General features: G+C 60.6%; 19 protein-coding genes and 2 pseudogenes. 11 read left to right on the top strand and 10 right to left on the bottom strand.

All coding sequences use genetic code 11. The features are described 5' to 3' along the window. Positions 1-85: 85 nt before the first annotated feature. A complete protein-coding gene (locus tag OKW40_RS37845; RefSeq protein WP_018425186.1) occupies positions 86-544 on the top strand; it encodes a ferritin-like domain-containing protein in 459 nt (152 codons plus the stop codon). Here the strand turns inward: OKW40_RS37845 and OKW40_RS37840 are convergent. After that, positions 541-1,650, bottom strand: coding sequence for a DMT family transporter (locus OKW40_RS37840; protein ID WP_429493916.1), 1,110 nt, complete (start codon positions 1,648-1,650; stop codon positions 541-543). The two genes, OKW40_RS37845 and OKW40_RS37840, sit on opposite strands and share 4 nt — an antisense overlap. 378 nt (positions 1,651-2,028) lie before the next feature. Between OKW40_RS37840 and OKW40_RS37835 the strand changes: the two genes are divergently transcribed. After that, on the top strand, positions 2,029-2,733 hold the full coding sequence (locus tag OKW40_RS37835) for a LuxR C-terminal-related transcriptional regulator (protein ID WP_184060101.1): 705 nt from the start codon (positions 2,029-2,031) through the stop codon (positions 2,731-2,733). A 41-nt stretch (positions 2,734-2,774) separates the two neighbouring features. Here OKW40_RS37835 and OKW40_RS37830 read toward each other — a convergent pair whose 3' ends face one another. Together OKW40_RS37830 and OKW40_RS37825 are read right to left on the bottom strand one after the other, a co-directional pair. Next, complete coding sequence (locus OKW40_RS37830; protein ID WP_429493915.1) at positions 2,775-4,364, bottom strand: hybrid sensor histidine kinase/response regulator; 1,590 nt, start codon at positions 4,362-4,364, stop codon at positions 2,775-2,777. 426 nt (positions 4,365-4,790) lie between these two features. Next, positions 4,791-6,620, bottom strand: coding sequence for a hybrid sensor histidine kinase/response regulator (locus OKW40_RS37825; protein ID WP_429493914.1), 1,830 nt, complete (start codon positions 6,618-6,620; stop codon positions 4,791-4,793). A 753-nt stretch (positions 6,621-7,373) separates the two neighbouring features. Between OKW40_RS37825 and OKW40_RS37820 the strand changes: the two genes are divergently transcribed. Continuing rightward, positions 7,374-7,727, top strand: a complete 354-nt coding sequence (locus tag OKW40_RS37820; RefSeq protein ID WP_184060108.1) for a DUF4148 domain-containing protein — start codon at positions 7,374-7,376, stop codon at positions 7,725-7,727. Between the two features lie 261 nt (positions 7,728-7,988). Here the strand turns inward: OKW40_RS37820 and OKW40_RS37815 are convergent, their stop codons facing one another. Beyond that, on the bottom strand, positions 7,989-8,822 hold the full coding sequence (locus OKW40_RS37815; RefSeq protein ID WP_429493913.1) for an oxidoreductase: 834 nt from the start codon (positions 8,820-8,822) through the stop codon (positions 7,989-7,991). 94 nt (positions 8,823-8,916) lie between these two features. On the opposite strand from OKW40_RS37815, the gene OKW40_RS37810 reads away from it, so the two are divergent. Next, positions 8,917-9,888 (top strand): AraC family transcriptional regulator, encoded by a 972-nt coding sequence (locus OKW40_RS37810; RefSeq protein WP_429493912.1) that lies wholly within the window; start codon positions 8,917-8,919, stop codon positions 9,886-9,888. 590 nt (positions 9,889-10,478) lie between these two features. Here OKW40_RS37810 and OKW40_RS37805 read toward each other — a convergent pair. Beyond that, positions 10,479-10,607: pseudogene (locus tag OKW40_RS37805) on the bottom strand (DUF3079 domain-containing protein); the annotation flags it as partial. Positions 10,608-11,268: 661 nt separating this feature from the next. Between OKW40_RS37805 and OKW40_RS37800 the strand changes: the two are divergent. Further along, positions 11,269-11,685 (top strand): TadE/TadG family type IV pilus assembly protein, encoded by a 417-nt coding sequence (locus OKW40_RS37800; RefSeq protein WP_429493911.1) that lies wholly within the window; start codon positions 11,269-11,271, stop codon positions 11,683-11,685. A 10-nt stretch (positions 11,686-11,695) separates the two neighbouring features. Beyond that, complete coding sequence (locus tag OKW40_RS37795; RefSeq protein WP_429493910.1) at positions 11,696-12,883, top strand: pilus assembly protein TadG-related protein; 1,188 nt, start codon at positions 11,696-11,698, stop codon at positions 12,881-12,883. A gap of 211 nt (positions 12,884-13,094) precedes the next feature. Here OKW40_RS37795 and OKW40_RS37790 read toward each other — a convergent pair whose 3' ends face one another. The 5 genes from OKW40_RS37790 to OKW40_RS37770 all read right to left on the bottom strand — a co-directional run bounded on the left by OKW40_RS37790 (position 13,095) and on the right by OKW40_RS37770 (position 18,474). Continuing rightward, positions 13,095-13,397: a hypothetical protein gene (locus OKW40_RS37790; protein ID WP_429353720.1), complete on the bottom strand. Its 303-nt coding sequence runs from the start codon at positions 13,395-13,397 to the stop codon at positions 13,095-13,097. Positions 13,398-13,626: 229 nt separating this feature from the next. Next, positions 13,627-14,055 (bottom strand): VOC family protein, encoded by a 429-nt coding sequence (locus OKW40_RS37785; protein WP_184035240.1) that lies wholly within the window; start codon positions 14,053-14,055, stop codon positions 13,627-13,629. A 250-nt stretch (positions 14,056-14,305) separates the two neighbouring features. Then, entirely contained in the window at positions 14,306-15,406 is a 1,101-nt protein-coding gene (gene zapE, locus OKW40_RS37780) for a cell division protein ZapE (RefSeq protein ID WP_429493909.1), read from the bottom strand. A gap of 233 nt (positions 15,407-15,639) precedes the next feature. Further along, positions 15,640-17,475: a thiamine pyrophosphate-requiring protein gene (locus tag OKW40_RS37775; RefSeq protein WP_184060119.1), complete on the bottom strand. Its 1,836-nt coding sequence runs from the start codon at positions 17,473-17,475 to the stop codon at positions 15,640-15,642. 96 nt (positions 17,476-17,571) lie between these two features. Next, positions 17,572-18,474, bottom strand: coding sequence for a YihY/virulence factor BrkB family protein (locus OKW40_RS37770; RefSeq protein WP_090809917.1), 903 nt, complete (start codon positions 18,472-18,474; stop codon positions 17,572-17,574). 159 nt (positions 18,475-18,633) lie between these two features. On the opposite strand from OKW40_RS37770, the pseudogene OKW40_RS37765 reads away from it, so the two are divergent. The 5 genes and pseudogenes from OKW40_RS37765 to OKW40_RS37745 all read left to right on the top strand — a co-directional run bounded on the left by OKW40_RS37765 (position 18,634) and on the right by OKW40_RS37745 (position 23,860). Next, positions 18,634-19,717 (top strand): annotated as a pseudogene (locus tag OKW40_RS37765) (ligase-associated DNA damage response exonuclease). A 10-nt stretch (positions 19,718-19,727) separates the two neighbouring features. After that, complete coding sequence (locus tag OKW40_RS37760; protein WP_429493908.1) at positions 19,728-21,401, top strand: ATP-dependent DNA ligase; 1,674 nt, start codon at positions 19,728-19,730, stop codon at positions 21,399-21,401. Positions 21,402-21,844: 443 nt separating this feature from the next. Continuing rightward, positions 21,845-22,321, top strand: a complete 477-nt coding sequence (locus tag OKW40_RS37755; protein WP_184009928.1) for a response regulator — start codon at positions 21,845-21,847, stop codon at positions 22,319-22,321. A gap of 270 nt (positions 22,322-22,591) precedes the next feature. Beyond that, positions 22,592-23,458 carry a glucose 1-dehydrogenase gene (locus OKW40_RS37750; protein ID WP_184060125.1) on the top strand — a complete coding sequence of 289 codons (867 nt, stop codon included), beginning with the start codon at positions 22,592-22,594 and terminating at the stop codon, positions 23,456-23,458. An 87-nt stretch (positions 23,459-23,545) separates the two neighbouring features. Then, entirely contained in the window at positions 23,546-23,860 is a 315-nt protein-coding gene (locus OKW40_RS37745; protein WP_090809925.1) for a hypothetical protein, read from the top strand. The last annotated feature ends 14 nt before the right edge of the window (positions 23,861-23,874 follow it).

The raw sequence follows: 23,874 nt of genomic DNA, 5'->3' as shown, positions 1-23,874 counted from the left end.
GCGTGCGGCCACGGTTTGCGGCCGCTTGCCGGCCTACTCGGTCGCGAGGCCGGATGCCTCGCCGCGCCATGAAAGGAGACTTCAAATGGCCGAGATCAATAAGGAAGACGTTGTTGCGGTGCTGAACCGGATTCTCGAATCCGAGTTGGCCGGCGTCGTCCGATATACGCACTATTCGTTCCTTGTTTTCGGATTCGGACGCATTCCGATCAGGTCGTGGCTGCGAGCGCAGGCCGATGAATCGTTGTTGCACGCACAGCAGGCTGGCGAATGGATCACGACTCTGGGTGCCTATCCGTCGCTTGCGATCGGTCCTCTGCTCGACTCGCACACCTTCGATATCTCTTCGATCCTCCGCGAGTCGTTGCAAGCCGAGAATCTTGCGTTGCAGTTGTATCGCGACCTGCTGGCGCTCGTCGAGGACCGCTCGGTTGCACTCGAGGAGTTCGCCCGTCAGATGATCCACGTCGAGGAGATGCACGCGGGCGAAGTCGACAAGATGCTGCGCCGCCCTGGGGAAATGACGACGTCGGAGGACAGCTAGTGCTGATGCCGATGATGGATATCGGGGAAATGCGCGTGCGAATGTGTAATAGGCAGATGCACGTGAAGGTGCGTGTGCGGCTCTTCACCGGCATAAGGAAACTCATGCGCGTGCTGATGGTGCTCGTCATGGCGATGCCGGTGCGTGTGTTGAAGAAACTCATGGCTGTGCTCATGCTCATGCCGCTCGCGCACATGTAGCCAGATACCCAGCGCCATCAGGGCGGCGGCAATCCAGAAAGACAGATTGGGTAGCGCGGGCCATATGATCAGCGAAAGAATGACACCGAAAAGCGGCGCAACGGAAAAGTACGCGCCTGTACGCGCCGTACCGAGATGGCGAAGTGCAACAACGAACAGCACGAGGCTGACGCCGTAACCGCCAAGCCCGGTCAGCATCGCTGCCGCCATGGTTCCTGCTGACGGAAGCGAAGCGCCCGCCGCGATCGCAATGCCGAGATTCACGGGACCGGCCACCATCCCTTTGAGACACGCGATCACCATCGGGTCGTTCGCCGAGACATTGCGCGTCAGGTTGTTGTCGATTGCCCAGCACAGACACGCGCCGACGATCAGTAACGCACCCACCGGCACGCCTGACTGTCCCGGATGCCACGACAGAAGTACGCCGCCCGCAACGATCGCCACCATCCCGAGAAAAACCTGAATGTCGACATTTTCCTGGAAGACCACCCAGGCAATCACTGCGGTCAACACACCCTCAAGGTTGAGCAATAACGAACTCGTTGCCGCTGGAGTGGTGGACAGGCCCAGCATCAGCAATGCGGGGCCGGCGACGCCACCCATCGCTATCGCCCCGATCAGCCAAGGCGACTCGCCTTTGGTGATGCGGTGGTCCGCGGCGGACTGAAGCCCGCGCGATCGAAAGGCACGCCACGCGATGCCGACGCCAAGCCCCAGGCCGCTACCGAGATAAAACAGTCCTGCGAGCATGAAGGGGCTGACTGAGCCGAGCAGCGCCTTGGCCAACGGTGTCGCGGCGCCGAACAGCGCCGCGGCGATTAAGGCGGTGAATATCGCGCCGTATACTGATCTCACCACTCCAACCTCTTGTCCGCAGCAGAAGGGACAGTTTCCAAGGTACATCGGTCGTTCAACACCGCCTGGACGAAATGATAGGGGCATACGTCGACGCACTTCGCACATGTTCGGAGCATCGAACTGTCGGCACGCCGCAGACATTTCGCCGCGAGGCTGTCCGTGCGCCACCACCACTCGCGAATCGCCTTCATGCCCGCGGCTGCCGCGCAAACCGATTCGATCGCGCAAAGCCGTGTGCCGCCCGGGGCGCGGCACACGGCGCGAACATGGCACACCCTGTGCGCTAGAGACCGTGGGTCCGCAACACTCTGCAGTTCAAGGATCTGCGGCCTCGTTCGATATGCTAAGCTGTCAGGCAGTACTCCGCACAAACGTAGCGCACGATCGATGCTTTTCTCGGATGTATAAAGAGGAGAAGCGACCATGAAAATCCTATGGGTCGACGACCACGAAATTCTTTGCGTTGCTCTTTCCGAATATGTCCAAACACACGCGTCGGAGCTGAGCGCAGCCCCCATCGACATCACGCCCGTCTTTACGCTTGCCAGCGCGCTTGAAGAAGTCAACAAGACACCGCCCCCGGACCTGGTATTCCTGGATCTTAATCTGGATGGTGAGAATCGTGGCGCCGCGACGCTTGAGCATTTTCAGGCCGGAAATCCATCCAATGTTCCCGTGGTCATCTGCACAGGACTTGCTCCTGGAAACGATCATGAAGTTGAAATTTTGCGAATGTGCATGCGTGACTACGCCGCTCGAGGAATCCTGTTGAAAGGAGGCGCGCACAAAAAAATGTTCATTGGACTGAGCAGGATCTTAGGAGGTGAACTCTGGATTCCGGAAGAAGTCTTGCTCCGCTTTGCATGCTCGACACAAGCGCCCTCAGCTAGCCGGAATCAGCATCATCTTGGGCTTTCTCCGCGAGAGTGGGATTTGGCGCGTTGCATTGCACGTGGCCTCTCAGGTAAACAGATCGCAAGAGAGCTTGGCGTCTCCGAGGGACATGTCAGACAGGTTTCTTGTGTTATTTACGACAAACTTCAAGTCAGAAACCGCGTTGAAGCTGCACTTCGAGTCAATGCCGAACTTACCCTTGGAACGGGGGCAGCAGATACGCGACTGTCGTGAAGATCTCTGCTAACGCTCTTCATGTTTCCCTGCCATCACTTTTAACCGCCTTCGGTCGACGTTTTTGGCTTATGTTCTGCAAGTGTGGTCAATAACGTTCGTTCCGAAACCGGTTTCGACAAAAGCCTGATGCCACTGACGGCTACTTTTTTGAGCACAGCTGACGAGGTGTCGCCCGACCACAGGATCGCAGGGATCGAAGCGTCGGTAGCAGCGCGGACCGCCGTAATCGCCGCAATGCCGTCCTCGTTTTCCAGCCGGTAGTCGGAGAGGATGAAGTGCGGACCGCTTGCCAAAGCCTCAATGCGCAACTGCGCGATGACGTCGGATGACGATTCCCCCGCCACGACGTAGCAGCCATGCTCGATCAGGCGCATCGATATTTCTATTCTTAAGTCGCTGTTGTCCTCGATGATCGCCACGACCATATTGGTCAGGTCCGGGTCGCCGTCTTCAACCGTTTGAACCTCGCGCAACTCCGGCGGTATGAGTCCCATGAACGGGACCGTAACCGAAAAACGCGATCCCCGTGCTGGTGTCGAGTCCACGTCCAGTTTGTGACCAAGAAGGTTCGCGAGACCCTGGACAATGGACAGACCCAGGCCGAACCCTTTTTCACGATTCCTCTCGGGATTATCGACCTGTACATAGCTTTTGAAGATATCCGCCTGTCGACCTTCAGGGATACCGATCCCGTTGTCCCAGACGCTTATCTTTATGCGGCTGCCTCGCCTCTGGCAACTCACCAGAACATGTCCCTTCTTGCCTCCCTGTTCGGAAGGCGTGTAACGGAGCCCATTGAGCACCATATTCCGGACGATCCTGTCCAACGCATGTCGATCCGTACGGACCAGATAGGGGCGACTATGGAGTCTTAACGTCAGCCCCTTTGCCTCAGCCAGCGGCTGCATATCCACGACTATGCCGCGTAAAAGGGAAGGCAGCGCCACCTCCTGAATTTCTACATTCCAGGTGCCGGACTCGAGGCGGCAGATATCCAGTGCCCCGTTAATCATCCCTTCCATCGCATCCACTTGCCTTTGCGCAATCGAGACGCCTTCGACCAGATCGGTCGATTTAACGCTCCGCTCGATGAAATTTAACTTCAGGCCGAGCGTGGTGAGCGGTTGACGCAGGTCATGGCTTATCGCAGCGATAAGCAGGTTCTTCTCCGCCGTTGCCGCTACAGCCTGAGATCGCGCCTCCTCGAGAATAATCTCTTTAACATATGCGCGCTTCTGAGTGTAAAAAATGAACCACGCGAGGAAACAATAGCCAATTAGTTGAGCCGTATAAAAGCCCAGCATTGCTGGCCGGTAAATAAAAAGAGGTGGTCCCAAGCTGAATCCGAACGGGATAGCGCCGAGCACGAATGAACCTAAATTCGCACGAAGACTCGGTGCGAGCAGCAGCAAGGTAAATGTGTGGCTGATTAGCGTGTACTCAAGGAAGCCGGAACTGGCCAATTTGACGTAGGGAGCATGGCCCGAGAAATCGGGTGGAGTTAGCCCAAAGCTACCTGCCGCCCACCAGAACGATGTCAGTGTGACGACTGCAGCCCATGTCCAGTGCATCTGCTCGACCGCGTCGACGCTGGCGTGCTTCGGGAGCGCCATGGTCTTTTTCAGCAAGTATGCTGCCATGGGAGTGGCTATCCCCCACAGTCCCAGGACCCAGACGACACGGAACCAACGGTAGCTATCCGACGTTTTGATCCACGATCCATATACGCACAACAGCGAGGCTCCGACCGACACTAGCACGGTCCAACATACCGCTCGACGGGACAGCGATTTCAATAACTCACGTTTGACATAGAGATTCTGCTCGGTACTGAGTGCCGCACCCGGTCCCAGAAAAGGATTCACAAGTTCAGCGAATACGCGGCGCTCGATTGTGTGAGCCGTTTCGCCCGCGCACAGTGACGTGCTGGCCCCGGGCTTTTCGCCCGCGTCGGAATCACGTGGTGTTCGAGTACAGGACGCCATAACAGGCCTCCGAGAATCAGGTGCAGCTACGCTCCGTTGTGCCAGCTTTGTGTTCCCCTGCCATCTCTTTCACCCGCCTTCGGTCAATGTTTTTGGCTTATGTTCTGCAAGTATGGTCAATAAGGTCTGGTTAGAATCCGGTCCCGACAAAAGCTTGATGCCACTGACGGCTACTTTTTTGAGCACAGCTGACGAGGTGTCCCCCGACCACAGGATCGCAGGGATCGAGGCGTCGGTAGCAGCGCGGACCGCCGTAATCGCCGCAATGCCGTCCTCGTTTTCCAGCCGGTAGTCAGAGAGGATGAAGTGCGGACCGCTTGCCAAAGCCTCAATGCGCAACTGCTCGATGACGTCGGATGACGATTCCCCCGCCACGACGTAGCAGCCATGCTCGATCAGGCGCATCGATATTTCGATTCTTAAGTCGCTGTTGTCCTCGATGATCGCCACGACCATATTGGTCAGGTCCGGGTCGCCGTCTTCAACCGTTTGAACCTCGCGCAACTCCGGCGGTATGAGTCCCATGAACGGGACCGTAACCGAAAAACGCGATCCCCGTCCTGGTGTCGAGTCCACGTCCAGTTTGTGACCAAGAAGGCTCGCGAGCCCCTGGACAATGGACAGACCCAGGCCGAACCCTTTTTCACGATTCCTCTCGGGATTATCGACCTGTACATAGCTTTTGAAGATATCCGCCTGTCGACCTTCCGGGATACCGATCCCGTTGTCCCAGACGCTTATCTTTATGCCGCTGCCTCGCCTCTGGCAACTCACCAGAACATGTCCCTTCTTGCCTCCCTGTTCGGAAGGCGTGTAACGGACCGCATTGATCACCATATTCCGGACGATCCTGTCCAACGCATGTCGATCCGTACGGACCAGATAGGGGCGACTACGGAGTCTTAACTTCAGCCCCTTTGCCTCAGCCAGCGGTTGCATATCCACGACTATGCCGCGTAAAAGGGAAGGCAGCGCCACCTCCTGAATTTCTACATTCCAGGTGCCGGACTCGAGGCGGCAGATATCCAGTGCCCCGTTAATCATCCCTTCCATTGCATCCACTTGCCTTTGCGCAATCGAGACGTCTTCAACCAGATTGGTCGATTTAACGCCCCGCTCGATGAAATCTAACTTCAGGCCGAGCGTGGTGAGCGGTTGACGCAGGTCATGGCTTATTGCGGCGATAAATTGGTTCTTCTCCGCCGTTGCCGCTACAGCCTGAGATCGCGCCTCCTCGAGAACAACCTCTTTTACACATGTGCGTTGCTGATCGTTGCAAATGAACCATGCGACGACACAATAGCCAATTATTTGAGCCGTATACCAGTCAAACATTCCTGGCCGGTTAATAAAGAACAGTGGTGCCATGTTAAATCCGAATGGGATAGTGCCAATCACGAGTGCACCTAAAGCCGCACGAAGACTGGGTGCGAGCAGCAGCAACGTAAATGCCTGGCAGATCATCGTCAGTTCCAGAAAGCCATACCGGCCGAATCTAAAGTAATAACCATGGAGGACCACGAATTTGGGTGGGATGAGCCCAAAGCTGGCCGCCGCCCACCAGAAAGATGTCAGCATGATCAATGCAGCCCATGCCCAGTGCATCTGCTCGACCGCGTTGACGCTGGCGTGCTTCGGGAGCGTCATGGTCTTTTTCAGCAAGTATGCTGCCAAAGGAGCGGCTATCCCCCACAGTCCCAGGATCCAGACGACACGGAACAAGGGATAAATATCCGATGTTTGGATCCACGATCCAAATACGAACCAGAACGGGCTTCCGACCAGCAGTAGCGCGATCCAATATACCGATCGGCGGGACAGCGATTGCAATAACTCGCGTTTGACGAGGAGATTCTGCTCAGTACTGAGTGCTGCAACCGGTCCCACAAAAAGATTCATAAATTCAGCGAATCTGCGGCGCTCGATTGTGTGAGCCGTTTCGCCCGTGCACAGTGATGTTCTGGCCCCGGGCTTTTCGCCCGCGTCGGAATCACGTGGTGTTCGAGTACAGGACGCCATAACAGGCCTCCGGGCATCAGGTGCAGCTACACGCCATTGTGCTAGCGGTCCCCCAGCAAGTCGATGGACAAGTGTTCTGTTTTTTGCCGAACAAAAGTTCGTGATCCACGCAGGTGGTCCCTAACGGAGATTTGTGCCCGCTGTGAAGAGCGTTGGGCGCAGGACCGTCAAAGCTGCTGAACGAGGGTAAGTATGAGGCTGATCTCTCGCGCTGCGCAGTACCAGTAACTCGCGGTTGTCCTGATCAAGCACGGCTCGCCAATTGCGATATTGGGTGCTCGCTCCGTGTGTGCCGCGTCGAACTGCATCCGTAACCAGGCGTGCGCCGTACTCTCAAGAAATCACTCTAACGAATAATCGTAAAGCGACACCGAACATTTATTCTCCCAAAAAGGAGCTTTTAATGCCGAACATCAAATTATCGACGTAACTACAACTGACACGATTACACGGCGCAATAATGCAACATAATTCGATACAAGGAGGGCGTCAATCACCGCACAATGGCCCGCGTTCTTCTCTTGTCGAATGCCCCCATATCAACCACAACTTCCAGTTTGTCTGCAGAACTGGCTGCAGTGTGCTATTCGGTTTCCCGATTGTTAAGTTAGCCATGAATCAAGGAGCTCCACGATGAAAACCCTTGCATGCCTTGTCCTCGCCAGCTGTGCGCTTGCCAGCCCAGTCGTCAGCTTCGCTCAGAGCACCGCGCCCGTCACCCGTGCGCAGGTGCGCGCGGAACTGATCCTTCTCGAGCAGGCCGGCTATCACATGGGCGACGGCGACCATACGAAGTATCCCGAGCAAATTCAGGCTGCTGAAGCGAAGATCGCTGCACAGGACAGCCAGCAGGCGGGCAACAGTGACGTTGGCGGTACGACGACCAACGGCACCGCAGCTTCCGGCAGTGTCGAGCATGTGTCGACGCCCTCGCCATCGTCGTGCGTCGGCCCCGCAAGTTATTGCAACCTTTTCTTCGGTAATTGACCGCAGATGGCTCGCCCGACACCGCCCCGACGATCCGGGTAACGTGCCTGGATCGTCTGGGGGCGTCCTCACCGGTGGCGTCCGAATCTTCGGACCCTGCGCAACGAATTCCAGGTGAAATGATGAACCCGCGGGCGATACGCATCGCCGGCCACAACAAATCCTCGCTGCCAACGGACTTTCAGATCGGGCAAGCATCGCTTCGTTCGCACCCGACGCCGCGGGATACGGTTCTCGACAGCTTCTCAGCCTCGGCGCTCATCAGCCGTCCGTCGAAACGGTGGTAGCCTCCCATGCATCGATTTCCACGTTCAATGCCGACAACCTGTCTCGAACGAGCCCGAGTGCGTCGCTACCGAGCAAAAGACGCGTGGGCGGATGATCCGCTGCCATGGCGGCCAGCATTGCGCGCGCCGCTTTCCTGGGATCTCCCAATTGCTTGCCGCTTTTTTCCTCGCGGGCCTGGCGGATGGGATTGAAAATATCGTCGTAATCCGAAATCGAGCGGGGGGTCCGCGTCATCGAGCGACCTGCCCAGTCAGTGCGAAATGAGCCCGGCGCCACGGCCGTCACGGCAATACCGAAGGGCTTGACCTCTTTGCCAAGCGCCTCGGAGATGCCCTCCAACGCAAACTTGCTGCCGCAGTAATAAGCGATTCCCGGCATCGTGATGTAGCCGCCCATCGATGTGATATTCAGAATGTGGCCGCGGCGGCGCTCACGCATGAACGGCAGGACGGCCTTCATCATGGCGACCGCACCAAATACATTCACATCGAACTGTCGGCGCATATCCGAGAGCGGCGATTCCTCCATGATGCCCTCGTGGCCGTAGCCGGCATTGTTGACCAGCACATCGATTGGGCCGACGCCAGCCTCGATTTCCGCCACGACGCCGTCGATCGCGTCGAAGTCGGTCACGTCGAGCACGCGTCCCCAAGCGGCATTCGCGGATACGGACTCGAATTCACGCTTTGCCTGGGCACTTCTCACCGTACCGACGACCTTGTGACCCACCGCCAGCGCTTCCTGTGCGAGCGCGCGGCCAAAACCGCTGCTGACGCCGGTGATGAGCAGTGTTTTGCTGGTTGCCATTGAAGCTTCTCCCGAATGTCGATTGGAGATTGCATACTAATCTGACCAGCGAGGCAAATTAAGCCGAATTCCGCTGATTTTCTTGCATAAAACTATGAACACGATACGCGCTTTGGCCCAGCATCCAGCTCTATCCTCTCGAAGCCAGAAACGCATGATTGTCCTGCTACGCGCGTTGGCGCCTGACGAGGGCTACAACCTGACGGCACTGCCGAGCGTCCGCATCTTGCGGTCGAACCGGGCGCTATCGCGCACGCCCGTTCTGTACGATCCCGGTATCGTGATCGTCTGCCAGGGCCGCAAGCGAGGTTATTTCGGCGACCAGCTCTACCTGTACGACGAGCGTCACTACCTGGCCGTGTCCGTGCCCGTGCCGTTCAGCATGGAGACCGACGCAACCGAGGAGCGCCCACTGCTCGCGCTGTATCTGCACCTCGATTTCGCATTGGCCGCCGAACTTGCGGAGCGGATCGACCGCGAAGGCGTGGGGGAGTGCGCACCAGCACCTCAAAGCATGATGTCGACGCCGATGGATGACGCAATGCAAGCGTCCGTGCTGCGCTTCCTCGAGGCGATGCATCGGCCACTCGAATCTGCCGTGTTGGGCGCCGGGCTGCTGCGTGAACTGTATTTCCGGGTGCTCACCGGAGCCCAGGGAGGCTCGTTGCGCGAGGCTTTGGCGATGCGAGGACAGTTCGGCCAGATAGGCCGCTCACTCCGCCTGATTCATGCAAGCTATGCGCAGCCCCTCGACGTGAGGCAACTGGCCGACGAAGCGGGTATGAGCATTCCGAGTTTCCACAGCCACTTCAAGGCGATTACGCAGGTGTCGCCGATGCAATATGTGAAGTCGACGCGCCTTCATCAGGCTCGCCTGTTAATGGTGCGCAAGGAACTAACCGCGGAGGCGGCGGGACACGCTGTGGGTTATGCGAGCCCGTCCCAGTTCAGCAGGGAATTCAGGCGTCTGTTTGGCTTGACGCCTGCCGCAGAGGCTAAGCGTATGCGCGAGAGCTTCGCGATCCCGGCCGTAATCGCTGATACGGCTTATGTCTCGTCGCACTGAATTTGCTGCGGTTCGGTTCGATCGTAGATCAGTGATCGGACATCCACGAGTGTCTGCTAGACGGTGAGAGGCATGCGCCCGCAACGTCGTCATGGAGGACGGTTACTTTTGACGAGGGAGGCTTTCAGCGCAGGTTGAAACCCGCCGTGAGTAACGGTCTTCGCTGGCTGCGGGTTGTCAGACCGCCGGCCCCGCGTCGTAATCAGGGCAGCGCTGGATCACAACCGGCACCGGTGAGCGCGAACGTTCGATGTCACACCGATTGTCCGAAAGTTAGGGGGATACTGGGACGGCGGCCGTTTTCAAGCGGCGATGCAAACCACCGAGCCAACGGATTAACTGACCGAGGTCCGTCCTCGATTCGTTGCGCGGCCGCCGCCTTGAACTCCGCCGAGTACACCCCTGGTTTGGTACCTTGAACATCTCTTCTTTCCTTCCTCTGGGTCGATTTTATACACGACCTACTGGAAGGCGAAATTTCGGAGGAAGCTCACATTCGGGGAGCCAAGCGTATCTGATCGACATCGCCAGTCCATTGTCATTTGATGGAGCGCAGCGAGTGCTTGATAGTCGGCAATCGCACAGGCTCCTCATGACGTGACGGTTTCACCCGACGTGTCGACCTCGATCCCCCAGTCGCCGTGCTCGAGCCAGTCATCACCGAGCCGTTCCGCCGGATGCTGGGTGCGGCTCCGCCCGTTCGCAGCCGTCGTGTCGGACACTGCGACGGCCCGGCAGGAGCTTCACGGGCTTCTGCATCCCGGCGAGCAGGCGAGATTGATGACACCCAATCCCATAGAACCGGTCCAGGGACTGCAAGCCGAGCGGGGGGCATACTCCATCAAATGGTGGCCGCGACTCGCGCGCCCGACAGCACGCATGATGCAATTCGGCGTGCGTTTAAGGCACGCGGCCAGGATCAACCGTAGCGAGATAAACTAATCCAATGTGTCGTCTTCAATAGCCGTTTTGCCTTTATTGCTGAAGAATTGTCTGGAAGCGCACAGATTCCCCCGATATGCCTCGTATGCTTTAGCGCTATAAGCGAAGCCAAAATGACAACCAGATGGCTTCTCGAGGCCGCTCTCGCATTCAGCAATCAGATGCGGAGTGTGGCACTCAACGTCGGGGGACACCATGAGAAATCAAGCGAAGAGCACCGTCGCGATTCCATCATATTTCAAGCGTGCCACGTCATCGGTGTTACCTCGATGTGCGCTGGCTCGTTACTGTTCACGCCCACTTCGATTCCCTGGCGCTAGCCGCGCCTTTGCGAAATTCAGGATCGCGTCCACCGAATCAGCGTCCAGAGCAGAGCGCAAGCTTTAGCGAACAAGGTGCTGTCGGTGACTGTTGCGTGAGCGCATACGGAGTCAAATAATGAGCCTGAAAAAAATGCAAAAGGGCGTGGTGGCCGTTGAAACCGCGCTCGTACTTCCGATCCTGCTGCTGATTGTGTTTGGGATCGTCGAGTTCGGCCTGGCGCTGTACGACCAGGCTGTCATCACCAACGCCGCCAGGGAGGGCGCGCGGGCGGGCATCGTGCTAACAAGTCCCAGGCCCACGCCGACGAACATCACCAACGTTGTGACCAACTATACGTCCTCGTACCTGATTTCGTTTGCGACGAAAAACCCCACGCCGTCGGTCTCGGTGACCAACGCAGGCGGGTCGTTCGGCACCGCGTTGGCAGTCAAGGTTTCGTACACGTTCACGGGGTTGCTGCTCGGCCCGCTGATGAACCCGTTGACTGGGCCGATTACCTTGAGCTCCACGGCCACGATGAACAACGAATAAGAAGAACATCATGCGTAACATCCATACCATGCGTACTCAGCGCCGCGCAAAATCGATGAAGAAGCAAAAGGGTGCGGTGGCAATCATGGTCGCCCTGCTGCTGCTTATGCTCCTGAGCTTCGCGGCGCTCGCGATTGACATTGGCAACCTGATGCTCGCCCGCACTCAGGCACAGACTGCCGCCGACGCTGCGGCGCTTGCAGGGGCACAGTGCCTATATGCCCAAGCCAACAACCCTGGTTGCAACAACGCGAACGCCGCCAATCCGGATTGGAATGACTCGCAGACCGAGGCTGTTTCGTTCGGACCGAATAACAACGTCCAAGGGGCAGCCGTGCAACTGCATCCGTCGGATGTCACTACCGGCTATGTGAATGTCACCAATGTTGCGGCTGGTGTATCCCAGGCAACCGTGCCGGTAGCAAGCGGAAACATCGTGCCGGCGGTCCAGGTGACGGTCCACAAGGACGGGACCGACTCTAACGGGGTCGTCCCGGTGTATCTGGCACAAGTGCTGAACATCGCGTCGCTGAAAACGAGTGCGACAGCGACTGCGGTCGTTGCTAGTCCGGGAACCGCTGAAGTTGGGGCACTATTCCCGATCGTGATGTCGCGATGCCTCTACGACACCTACTGGAATTCGGCGACCAATTCACCCGATCTTGCTACCAGTACAACCGACCCCCAAGCGGCGAACAACGGCACGCCAATTCCGCAAACGATCGGCCAACCGTACATCTTTGCGATCAGAGCGTCGTACCAGGCCGCCAATTGCAACGCAGGGCAATGGACTTCCCTCTCATCGGCGAACAGCCAGCTTGGTTCCAGCGCCATAGTCGGGTTGATGACGAGCGGAAACGCGAGTCCGATGTCTATCGGCGAACCGATCTATCTTGAAACGGGCCTAAATAGCAATGCGTTCCACGGTGTTGCAACGTGTAGTCAGATCGCGGCGGGTTCGGCGGGTAGTTGTGCCTGGGTGACGGTAGCTGTAGTGAGTAACGTCACGGGGGGACAAGGGAGTACTCCGCCGATAGTCGCATTCGGGTGCCTGCACATCCTGAACGAGACGGGCAGCGGCTCCAACGCAGTCATCACCGTTCAGATGGGCAACGATCCCAACTACTGCAAAAACAACCACACGGACGGCATCGGGCCCGACTATGGGACGATCATGATGCCCCGGTTGGCTCAGTAGCTTTGCAATCGAGACGTCTTGGCATACAGGCCGACACGTTGGGGCGAACTCGGCCTTCTGGCGCGTTATGACCGGCCAGTCACACCAACTTTTTTCTACCGTCGCGATCTGTGTTGCCAGTCGCGGCTATCCGGTCACGCTACGCCCGACGAAATTGAACCGCCTGGTCGCATTGCGCTCATTTGCGCCCGGTTGCCAGCCTTGATTGCTCTCATTGGCCTGCTGGCGACTTTGTGGTTGGGGTCGCCAGCGAGTTGTTAACCCCGTAAGCGGGGGGGCGGGCCGTCGAGCTACTGTTGGCGCTATTCGGCTGGCCCCAGGTCGGCTGGCCCGAGGTCGGCGACCCGGCGCCGCTGTCCGTGTTGGTGGCACCAGGCGTGCCGTAGCCACTCGTTGCAGCGGCCGGCGACTGTGTGCTCGGAGTCGCCAGCGTGTTGTTGCTTTGTGCATATACGCCGCCCGACAGCGTGAGTGCGGCGACGGCCGCGATCAATGTGCTGCTTGCCTTGTTCATGACACGCTTCTCCTTGGTTGGACTGCGATTTCGACGCAAACGATGCTTTCGTACCGGTTTCCGTCGCGGTCCCGTAATGCCAAGTTTAGGAAAGCGGTGGCTGATAGTTACGCGCATTATTCACAATGGTGAATATCGATTTTCGGCGCTAACCGGGTAACCTGACGCGCGCTGGTCCCCAATCTGAGGCTATCAGTCACCGCGCGCAAGACTGCCACTGCGGCCGCCATTATTTCTCTTCCCGCATCGATGGCGTAAACGTGATTCCGACCAGCAATCCTTCCGGCCCGATGAAGCGACTGACCGTCTGGCCCCACGGCTCATTCCGGTTCCTGACCAGCATCCGATACCCTTGCGATTCAAGTTCCGCCGTTGCCGCCTGGACGTCGTCGACATCAAACTCGATCCAGGCTTGCGGGATGGGTACGTCGCGAGGCCACGAATCCGTGCCGAAGCACGACTGGGAGGCGTGGGAGAGCGGCCACAAGGCGAAAGAGTTTGCGCCGTTCAGACCCTCCGTATGGAGATAGCCGCCGTTCTCTTCCTTGAAGGGGATACCGAAGGCCCGACCGTAGAGATCGCGGCTTGCCTGGGCTTCAATCACAATCGGGCCAAAACCTGCGATGAACAAGGCCGTGGCTTTTGGGATCTTTTCCATGGCTTCTCCTTTGCCGCGAAAGAGCGGCGCGATGAAGAACGAACATGTTCGCCCACGCCCATCGAACTGATCTGGCGGCGAGTTTTCCGGTACCGCGGGGCATGGCATGGTTGAGTGTAGGCTTGTTTCGGGTGGCCGGCGATGCATCGCCCGGCGCCGTGGCGCGTGCGTCGACGCGAAACGGCGTTGGCACGCTTTACCGTCGCTTTGCAAGAATTGCAGAAATGCGCGCGGGTGCGATGCCCGGCCATCAAGCCTTGGCGTTGATGCCGTCTTGCGCGTTGTCCTCGGCGCCTTGTTCAAGCGTGCTGCGATATGCGCGCGACTGCATCTCGGCAAGCCGGCTCAGCGTACGCGACAGATCATGCGCGCCTTCGAGACCGATCAACGCGGTCTCGATCGGCCGATCGGAGGCGATGAAGAGCGCACGCTTGCGGTCGTAGAAGATGTCGATGAGCCAGACGAGTCGCTGCAGCGTATGCGGTTGCCTCAGCGCTTCCGTATGCAGACGATCGACGATCAAGCCTTGCCATGGCTCGGCGAGATCGAGGTAGTCGAGGTGCGAGCGGCTGGCGACGCACAACTGCTCGAAGTCCGCCCACAGCAGCGCGCGGCCGGCTGCCCGCGCTTCGAGCGGACGGCCCGCCGCGCTCAGCCTGATCGGCTCGATCGCGGCGTCGGGTTCATGGCTCGTGAAGATATCGCGCAACGCGGCCTCGCTCGATGCGTCGAGCGGCGCGAAAAAGCGCGGCACCTCGGCCGCTTCGCCGCCGAAGCGGTAATCGCGCACGCCGTCGAAATGGATCACCGTGAAGCCGCGTTTGATCTGCGCGATGGTCGGCAGAAAGCGCTCGTGAAACTCGGGGTCGGGCAACAGATCGTCCGGTGCGTAGTTCGACGTCAGCACGATACGCGTGCCCAGCTTGATCGCGGTGTCGAGAAAGCGGCCCATCAGGAACGCGTCGGCGATATCGTGCACATGGAATTCGTCGAAGCACAGCAGCTCGATACCGTCGAGCCATTGCCGCGACACGTCGCCGAGCCGGTCGTCGCCGCGCGGCGCGTGCACGAGCCGGCGGTTCATCTCGGGGAGGAACTCGTGGAAATGCAGGCGCCGTTTGCGGCATGGCGCAAGCTCGAACAGCGTATCGACGACAAGGCTCTTGCCGCGGCCCGGCAGTCCGTGACAGTAGACGCCTTGCGGCCCGAACGCGGCGGTGGACCATGCCTGCCGCGCGCGCTGCTGCGCGGCGACCAACCCGACAAGCGCGCCGATGGCCTCGCGCTGCCGTGCATCGGCAGAGATGCCGCGCGCGGTCAGTGCGCGCGCGATGCGGGTTTCGTCAAGCATGGGCAGGAGCGTGCATGCCTGATGACGCGAATGATGCGACTTGCGCGAATGACGCAGTGTGGGCCGCCGCGAAAACGGCGAGGACGTGTGTGAGCATGAGATAACGGCCGACGTGATGGCCTGCGGCGAAGCAGACCCAATGAGCGCGTGCACGGAGCGCGCGCCATTTTACCAGCCACGTTCTGCGTCGAACGTTGGGGCGCACACGCGTCGTCGAGCCGCTACCGCGTCGTTCATTTGTCGTGATGCCCCGGCAGCACGGCACCGAGCACCTGCTTCGCGGTTTCGACCACCACGTTGCCCTGATCGGGGTCGCCCTTCATCAACGTCTCGGCGAACGCTTTGGCCTGCGCGAGCGTGACATGCGGCGGCAGCGGCGGCACGTTCGGATCGGCCTTCACCTCGATCACGACCGGACGATTCGACGCGAGCGCGTCGTCCCAGGCGGTGGCCATCTGATCGGGATTGTCGACATAGATGCCCTTCAGACCGATCAGCTCCGCGAAGCGGTGATACGGCACGGACGGAATGCTCTGCGAGGCCTCGAACTTCGGATCGCCTTCCATCACGCGCTGCTCCCATGTGACCTGATTCAGGTCGCCATTGTTGAGCACCATGCAGATCCAGCGCGGATCGCTCCAGCCTTGCCAGTACTTCGCGACCGTGATCAGTTCGGCCATGTTGTTCATCTGCATCGCGCCGTCACCGACGAGCGCAATCACGGGCCGCTCGGGGTACGCGAACTTCGCGGCGATCGCATAGGGCACGGCCGCGCCCATCGACGCGAGCCCGCCCGACAGCGAGCACATCATGCCGCGCTGCACTTGCAGATCGCGTGCGTACCAGTTCGCGACCGAGCCCGAATCGCTGGTGACGATCGCGTTCGAGGGAATGCGCTTCGACAGCTCCCATACCGAGAGCTGCGGATTCAGGCCATCTTTCGCGGGTTCGTGCGCGCGTTTCTCCAGCGTCTTCCACCAGTCGGACACCCAGCCTTCGATGCGCTCGCGCCACAGCCGATCCTTCTTTTCCTCGAGCAGCGGCAGCAGCGCGCGCAGCGTCTCGGCGCTATCGCCGACGAGGTTCACTTCCATCGGATAACGCAGGCTCAGCATATCGGCCTTGATGTCGATCTGCACGCCGCGCGCGTCGCCTTCCTTCGGCAGAAATTCCGAGTAGGGGAAGCCCGAGCCGATCATCAGCAACGTATCGCAATGGGTCATCATGTCGTAGCTCGGCTTCGTGCCGAGCAGGCCGATCGAACCGGTCACCCACGGCAGATCGTCGGGAAGCGCGGCCTTGCCGAGCAGCGCCTTGGCGACGCCGGCGCCGAGCTTCTCGGCGATCGCGATTACTTCGTCGGTCGCGTGCAGCGCGCCCGCGCCGACCAGGATCGCGACCTTGCGGCCCGCGTTCAGCACGTCGGCGGCCTGGCGCAACTGCGCGTCGCTCGGCACGACGCGCGGGCGCGCGTAACCGATGCCCGAATGCAGCGTGCCATGCTTGCGCCCCGGCGGCTCGTAGGAAATGTCCTGCAGATCGTTCGGCAGTATCAGCGCCGTGACCGCGCGCTCGGCGAGCGCGATGCGCACCGCGCGATCGACCAGATGACGGACCTGCGCGGGCATCGTCGCAAAGCCGACGAACGAGCCGGCCACGTCCTTGAACATCGCGGGCAGATCGAGCTCCTGCTGATAGTGTCCGCCGATCGCCGCGCGTGCCTGCTGACCAGTGATCGCGAGCACCGGCATGTGATCCATGCGCGCGTCGTACAGCCCCGTCAGCAGATGCGATGCGCCTGGTCCCGAGGTGGCGATGCACACGCCCAACTCGCCGGTGAATTTCGCATGTGCGGAGGCCATGAACGCGGCCATTTCTTCGTGACGGACCTGAATGAATTCGATCGGGCCCGGCTGATCCGTGCTTTTGTGGCGTTTCTTCGCTTCGCTCTGCGCGCGGTTCAACGCGCCGAACACGCCGTTGATGCCGTCGCCCGGATAGCCGTAGATTCGCCGCACACCCCATGCGTGCAGCCGCCCGATGATGAAATCGCCGACGGTTTCAGCCATGATCCTCGCTCCTCGATAGCCAGTCGATGCCGCCCTGCGAAATGGGCGGCCGTCGTCGGTATCGGCGAGCAAGGGTTGTTCCTTGCGACTGGCTTGCTACCCGGTCTTGATCCTCGGCTGCGGCGCGTCGAGCGGTTCGTGCCCGAAGCGCTCGTATTGCGATATCACCTGCGCGCCGAACAGCAGCAAGGTGGCGAGCCATTCGAAGCTGAGCAGGATCACGATCGCCATCGTCAACGAGCCATAGACGACGCTGACCTGCGACAGCGTGGCGAAATACCAGACCAGCACGTGCCGCGTGATCTCCCACAACGCGCCGGCCACCACGCCGCCGATCAGCGCGTGTTTGAGCGATGGCCGTCCCACCGGCATCACCAGATACACCGAGGTCAGCACGAAGATTTCGCCGGCGAGCCCGAACAGATACAGCATCACTCGCGAGAAGCCCTGCAACGATACGTGCAGGCCGAACAGTCTGAGTCCTTCTGCGCCGATCGTGTCGAGCGCGCTCGACACGAACGTGACGATCAGCAGTCCCACGCCGAGAAACAGGATGTAGCAGTACGGCAGCAGCGCCGAGATCAGGAAGTGGCGCCGCTTCACGACGACCCGATGCACGAAGATCAGCGACATCGCGTTTTCGAGCACGGTGAACGCGAGGGAGCTGAAGAAGATCATCGTCAGCAGCAGCACCCAGCCGATTACCGCGCGATGCAGCAGGAAGTTCGACAGCTCACGCACGAGCGCGGCCGATTGTCCGGGCACGAGCCAGCGCAGCAGATGCGCAAGCGCGTCGAGCACCAGCTGCTGCGGCACCACGCGCGACAACACGATGACGATCAGGATCAGCAGCGGCACGATGGACAGCAACGCGTAGTACGCGACCGCGCCCGCGAGCAGCAGCCCCTGGTTCGCGCGAAACGCTTTCAGCGTTTGCAGCAGGAAGCGCCAGGGATGTCTGGCGATATACAGCGCTTGCTGGTCGAGCAGGATCGGCATGAGGCCTCGCGGTGCGCGCCGGGCACTGCCGGATGGCAGCCGCTCTCGACACGCCTGTGTGCTTTATATACCGTAAGCAGAAACGGGGCCATCAATGGCGCGGCATATAGTTTGCTTGGCCGCGTTCGCAAGATCGCGTTCCCTTGCCGAGGACAGCCGATGGATCAGTCGCCGCGTCAGACCGACACCGCGCCGCAAGCCAACGATCTGGTGATCGCGCGGCCGGAGGGACTGTATTGCCCGCCCGGCGATTTTTACATCGATCCGTGGCGGCCGGTCGAACGCGCGGTGATCACACATGCGCATTCCGACCACGCGCGTTTCGGTCATCAGCGCTACCTGGCCACGCGCGCGGGCGCGAGCGTGCTGCTATCGCGGCTGCCCGGCATCGCGCTGCACACGCTCGACTACGGCGAGCCGCTGACGATTGGCGCGGCGCGCGTGTCGCTGCATCCGGCCGGGCACGTGCTCGGCTCGGCGCAGGTGCGGATCGAATACGCGGGCCGCGTATGGGTGGCGTCGGGCGACTACAAGCTCGAAGCCGATCCGACCTGCGCCGCGTTCGAACCGGTGCGCTGCGATACGTTCATCACCGAATCGACGTTCGGTCTGCCGATCTATCGCTGGGATACGCCGCAAAGCGTGTTCGATTCGATCGATTCATGGTGGCGTCACAACGCCTCCGAAGGGCGCGCGTCGGTGCTGTTCTGCTATTCGTTCGGCAAGGCGCAACGCGTGCTCGCGAGTGTCGATGCGGCGATCGGGCCGATCTTCTGCCACGGCGCGCTCGAGCCGCTCAATCGCGCGTATCGCGACGCGGGCGTGCGTCTGCCGGCGCTCGGTCTGGTCGGCGAGATTGCCGCGAAAGACAAAGAGCGTATTCAAACAGGCGCTGATCGTCGCGCCGCCGTCCGCGCAGAACAGCGCGTGGCTCAAGCGCTTCGGCGACTACAGCGATGCGTTCGCGTCGGGCTGGATGCGCCTGCGCGGCGCGCGTCGCCGGCGCGGCGTCGATCGTGGCTTCGTGCTGTCGGATCACGCCGACTGGCCGGGTTTGCAAACGGCGATACGCGAGAGCGGCGCCTCCCGCGTGATCGTCACGCATGGCTCGATCGAACCGATGGTGCGCTGGCTCGACGAACAGGGCCTGCACGCCAGCGCGTTCGAAACGCAATACGGCGACGATACCGTCGAAGCCGACGCGGCCGGCGCCGACCAGGCGCCGGCCGCGAGCGAATCATGACGGGCACCGTATGAAACGCTTCGCGGCTCTCTACACCGCGCTCGATGCGACCACGTCGACGCACGACAAGCGCGCGGCGCTGACCAGTTATTTCTCGGTGGCCGACCCCGAAGACGCGGCATGGGCGTCGTATTTCCTTGCGGGCGGCAAGCCGCGTCAACTCGTGCCGACGCGTTTGCTGACCGAAATCGCGCGCGAGCGCGCCGGCTTGCCCGAGTGGCTGTTCGAGGAGTCGTATCACGCGGTGGGCGATCTGGCCGAGACCATCGCGCATATCCTGCCGCCCGCGTCGCGCAACTCCGAGCTGGGTCTCACGCAATGGATCGAGCAACGCATGCTGCCGCTGCGCGGCCTGCCGCCCGACGAGTTGCGCAGGCGTCTGCTCAGCTACTGGGACGAACTCGACTGGGGCGGTCGTTTCCTGCTGACCAAGCTGATCGGCGGCGGCTTTCGTGTCGGCGTCGCGCGGCAACTGGTGGTGCGTGCGCTCGCCGAAGTGGCCGGCGTCGATCACAAGCGGATCGCGCAACGAATGGTCGGCTGGACCGATTCGCAACAGAAGCCCGACGCGGCGCGCTATCTGCGTCTGATCGCGCCGCAGACCGACGACGATCCGCAAGCGCACGCGCCTGAACGCGATAGCGACCTCGGCCTGCCGTATCCGTTCTTTCTCGCGCATCCCTTGCAGACCGATCCGGCGACGCTCGGCGATCCCGCGCACTGGCTGATCGAGTGGAAGTGGGACGGCATACGCGCGCAACTCGTCAAACGCGGCGGCCGCGTGTGGTTGTGGTCGCGCGGCGAGGATCTGATTACCGAACGTTTTCCCGAAGTCGCGGCATTGGGCGAGTCATTACCCGATGGCTACGTGATCGATGGCGAGATTCTCGCGTGGGAGCCCGGCGCGGCAGCGCCATTGCCGTTCGCGCGGCTGCAACCGCGCATCGCGCGCAAGACGCTGACGCGCAAGATACTCGCGGATTCGCCCGCCGCGCTGCTCGCATACGATCTGCTCGAAGCAAGCGGACAGGACCAGCGCATGAACCCGCTCGCTGAACGGCGCGCACGCCTCGATGCGCTGGCCAGCTCCGTCGATGGCACGCTCGCGCGTGGTCTGCTGCGCATATCGCCGCTCGTCCTTGCAGCGGACTGGAGCGCGCTCGCGGCGTTGCGCGACGAGAGCCGCGCGCGCGGCGTCGAAGGTTTGATGCTCAAGGAGCGCGAGTCGATGTACGGCGTCGGTCGTACCAAGGCGTCGGGCACGTGGTGGAAATGGAAGATCGAGCCTTATGCGGTGGACGCCGTACTTATTTACGCGCAGCGCGGTCATGGCCGTCGCGCGAGTCTTTACACGGACTACACGTTCGCGGTGTGGGACGAGGCCGACGGCGTGCGCACGTTGGTGCCGTTCGCGAAGGCCTATTCAGGGCTCACAGATGAAGAGATGCGTCGGGTCGATGCGATCGTGCGCAAGACCACCGTCGATAAATTCGGCCCGGTGTGCAGCGTGACGCCAACGCTCGTGTTCGAGATCGGCTTCGAAGGGATACAAGCGAGTTCGCGTCACAAGTCCGGCGTGGCCGTGCGTTTTCCGCGCATGCTGCGCTGGCGCACGGACAAACACATCGACGACGCAGATACGCTCGCGATGCTGAAGGGGTTTATCGATAATCGTGCGGGATAACCCGCAGAGCACAAACCCCTAACATGTCGAGCATTTTTTTATCGGCATCGTCGCTTATTCTTTTGATAAGACCGCGTCATCGATTCGCGCCATAAGTGCGATTGCGGCTTGCATTGCGTGGACCCCTCAATCCGTTGAAATACCGATATCGTGCGACGCCTCTGAACGAGACGGATCGCACAAGGACAGTGCGTCGATCGATGTTGCGCAGCGCGCACATCGCAGGCGCCGTCATTCAAACGCCGTGATGAATGGGCACGCTGAATCCCGCATTCCAGGTGATTGCAACGTCGGAATGCGCGACCAGGCGTGCTGGCCGCGGCATCGTCCGAGCGAAGCGGAAATAACAAAAAACCGGTCGTAGTCCGGCAGACGCAACGGGATCGAATCTTGCACGGGTGGCGCGGATGCCCTTCAGGGCCAATGTAAAAGGGCGAGAAAAAATGACTGTGTTCAACGACAACGTGGACAGCAGCGACGACGTGCTCGTATGGCGACCAATCCGCTATGCGATGGCCGCGCATCGTCGCGTGCTGGTAGTCGACGATTACCGGGAAGCGGCCGATGCGCTGCAAATGCTATTGACGGCCGACGGCTTCGAATGCCGCGCGCTCGACGATCCGTTTGCCGTGTGCGAGACCGCGCGCGAATGGCAGCCCTTCGCGGTGGTGCTCGACATCAAGATGCCTGGACTCGACGGGCTCGAACTCGCGCGGCGGCTGCGCGCGCATCCGCAGACTTCACACATGCTGCTGGTCGCATGTACCGCGTTTGCGTCGCGCGACGATCGCGCGCTCGCGAAGGCCGCCGGCTTCGACGCGCATTGCGCCAAACCGTTGACACCCGAGCGTCTGCTGCGCGTGCTCGAATCGGCGGCGGCGTTGCATGCGGCGGAGCCATCATCTGAATCACGTTGTTAGCGAAAACTCACTGATAGTTCTGTTATTTCTGCACGGTCGTCGCCAGAAAATCGCACTCGTCGCTCTGCGAATCTGTTTGTCATCAATCTGCCATCTGTCCGCCACCGTTCTGTCCAACGCAGTTTCTTAAGCCATGCGTGCCCCTGCGGCGCCCGGCGCGCAGCAGTTTCCTCTCGCTATTGCAGGCAGGCCCACTCGTTGCTGAAAGACCGATGACGCGGCGCGCTCGTGCGCGCCGCCCATGGTCATTCGCACCGAGGGAGATCCGACATGAGCGACACGCAACGTCCGGCACCGCCGTTTCCTGAACAGCAGCAGGACCAGAGGCCCGGCCGCACGGCCGACATGAACCCGCAACCGGATCACGGCGAGAAAACCTATGAAGGTTCGGGGCGTCTCGCAGGCAAGGCGGCGATCGTGACCGGCGGCGACAGCGGCATCGGCCGCGCGGTCGCGATCGCGTTCGCGCGCGAAGGTGCGGATGTGCTGATCGCCTATCTCGACGAAGACGACGATGCGCGCGAGACCGCGCGCTGGGTCGAGGACGCGGGTCGCAAGGCGGTGCTGGTCGGCGGCGATATCCGCGATCGCAAGCATTGCGATGCGATCGTCGACAAGGCGATCGAGGCATTCGGCCGGCTCGACGTGGTGGTCAACAACGCCGCGTATCAGATGAGCTATCCGTCGCTCGATGCGATCAGCGACGAAGAATGGGACAAGACCTTCGATACCAACATCGGCGCGATGTTCAGAATCACGCGCGCGGCGGTGCGTCATATGAAGCCGGGCGGCGCGATCATCAATACTTCGTCGATCAATGCCGATCATCCGAATCCTGGTCTGATCGCGTATGCGACCACCAAGGGCGCGATCCAGAACTTCACCGGTGGTCTCGCGCAATTGCTCGCGGAAAAGGGCATTCGCGCGAACTGCGTGGCGCCGGGACCGATCTGGACGCCGTTGATTCCATCGACGATGCCGGCAGACAAGGTCGAGCAGTTCGGCAAGCAGGTGCCGATGAAGCGCCCCGGCCAACCGGCCGAACTGGCCGCCGCGTACGTGATGCTCGCGTCGGATGAAGCGAGCTACATCTCGGGCGCGACGATTGCGGTAACGGGCGGCGCGCCGATTATTTAGGTTGTCGAACTGATGGCGGCATGGCCGCCTGCGCTCACGTACGAGGTTCGCGCAGTGGGTTTTCATAACGTCTTAAGGGAGAGTGCCATGAAGATCGATGTGTCCGTCAAACTGGCTGCCGCGCTCGTTTCAGGCTGCTTCGCGCTAGGCTTTGCGCAGGCGGGCTTCGCGCAGACCGGTACCAATCCGTCCATGCAAAACGGCAAGTCTGCCGCGCAACCCGGCGCAAGCCTGGAAGAATCGCGCACGCCGGACACGACCAGCGCGAACAATGCGAACGGCAATGTCGGCGAATCGGGGGGCGCCACCAATGGGGTCGCCGGCGGCGGCAATGGGAAAACCACCAACAGGCGCTTCAAAGGCGCGACGCCGCCGCGCGCGGGTAGTGGGGCGGGGCAATAAGCGATCCGTCGAGC

It is taken from the genome of Paraburkholderia sp. RAU6.4a, assembly GCF_050435625.1.
Classification (GTDB): Bacteria; Pseudomonadota; Gammaproteobacteria; order Burkholderiales; family Burkholderiaceae; genus Paraburkholderia; species Paraburkholderia tuberum.
This window is presented reverse-complemented; position numbering and strand designations above follow the sequence as displayed.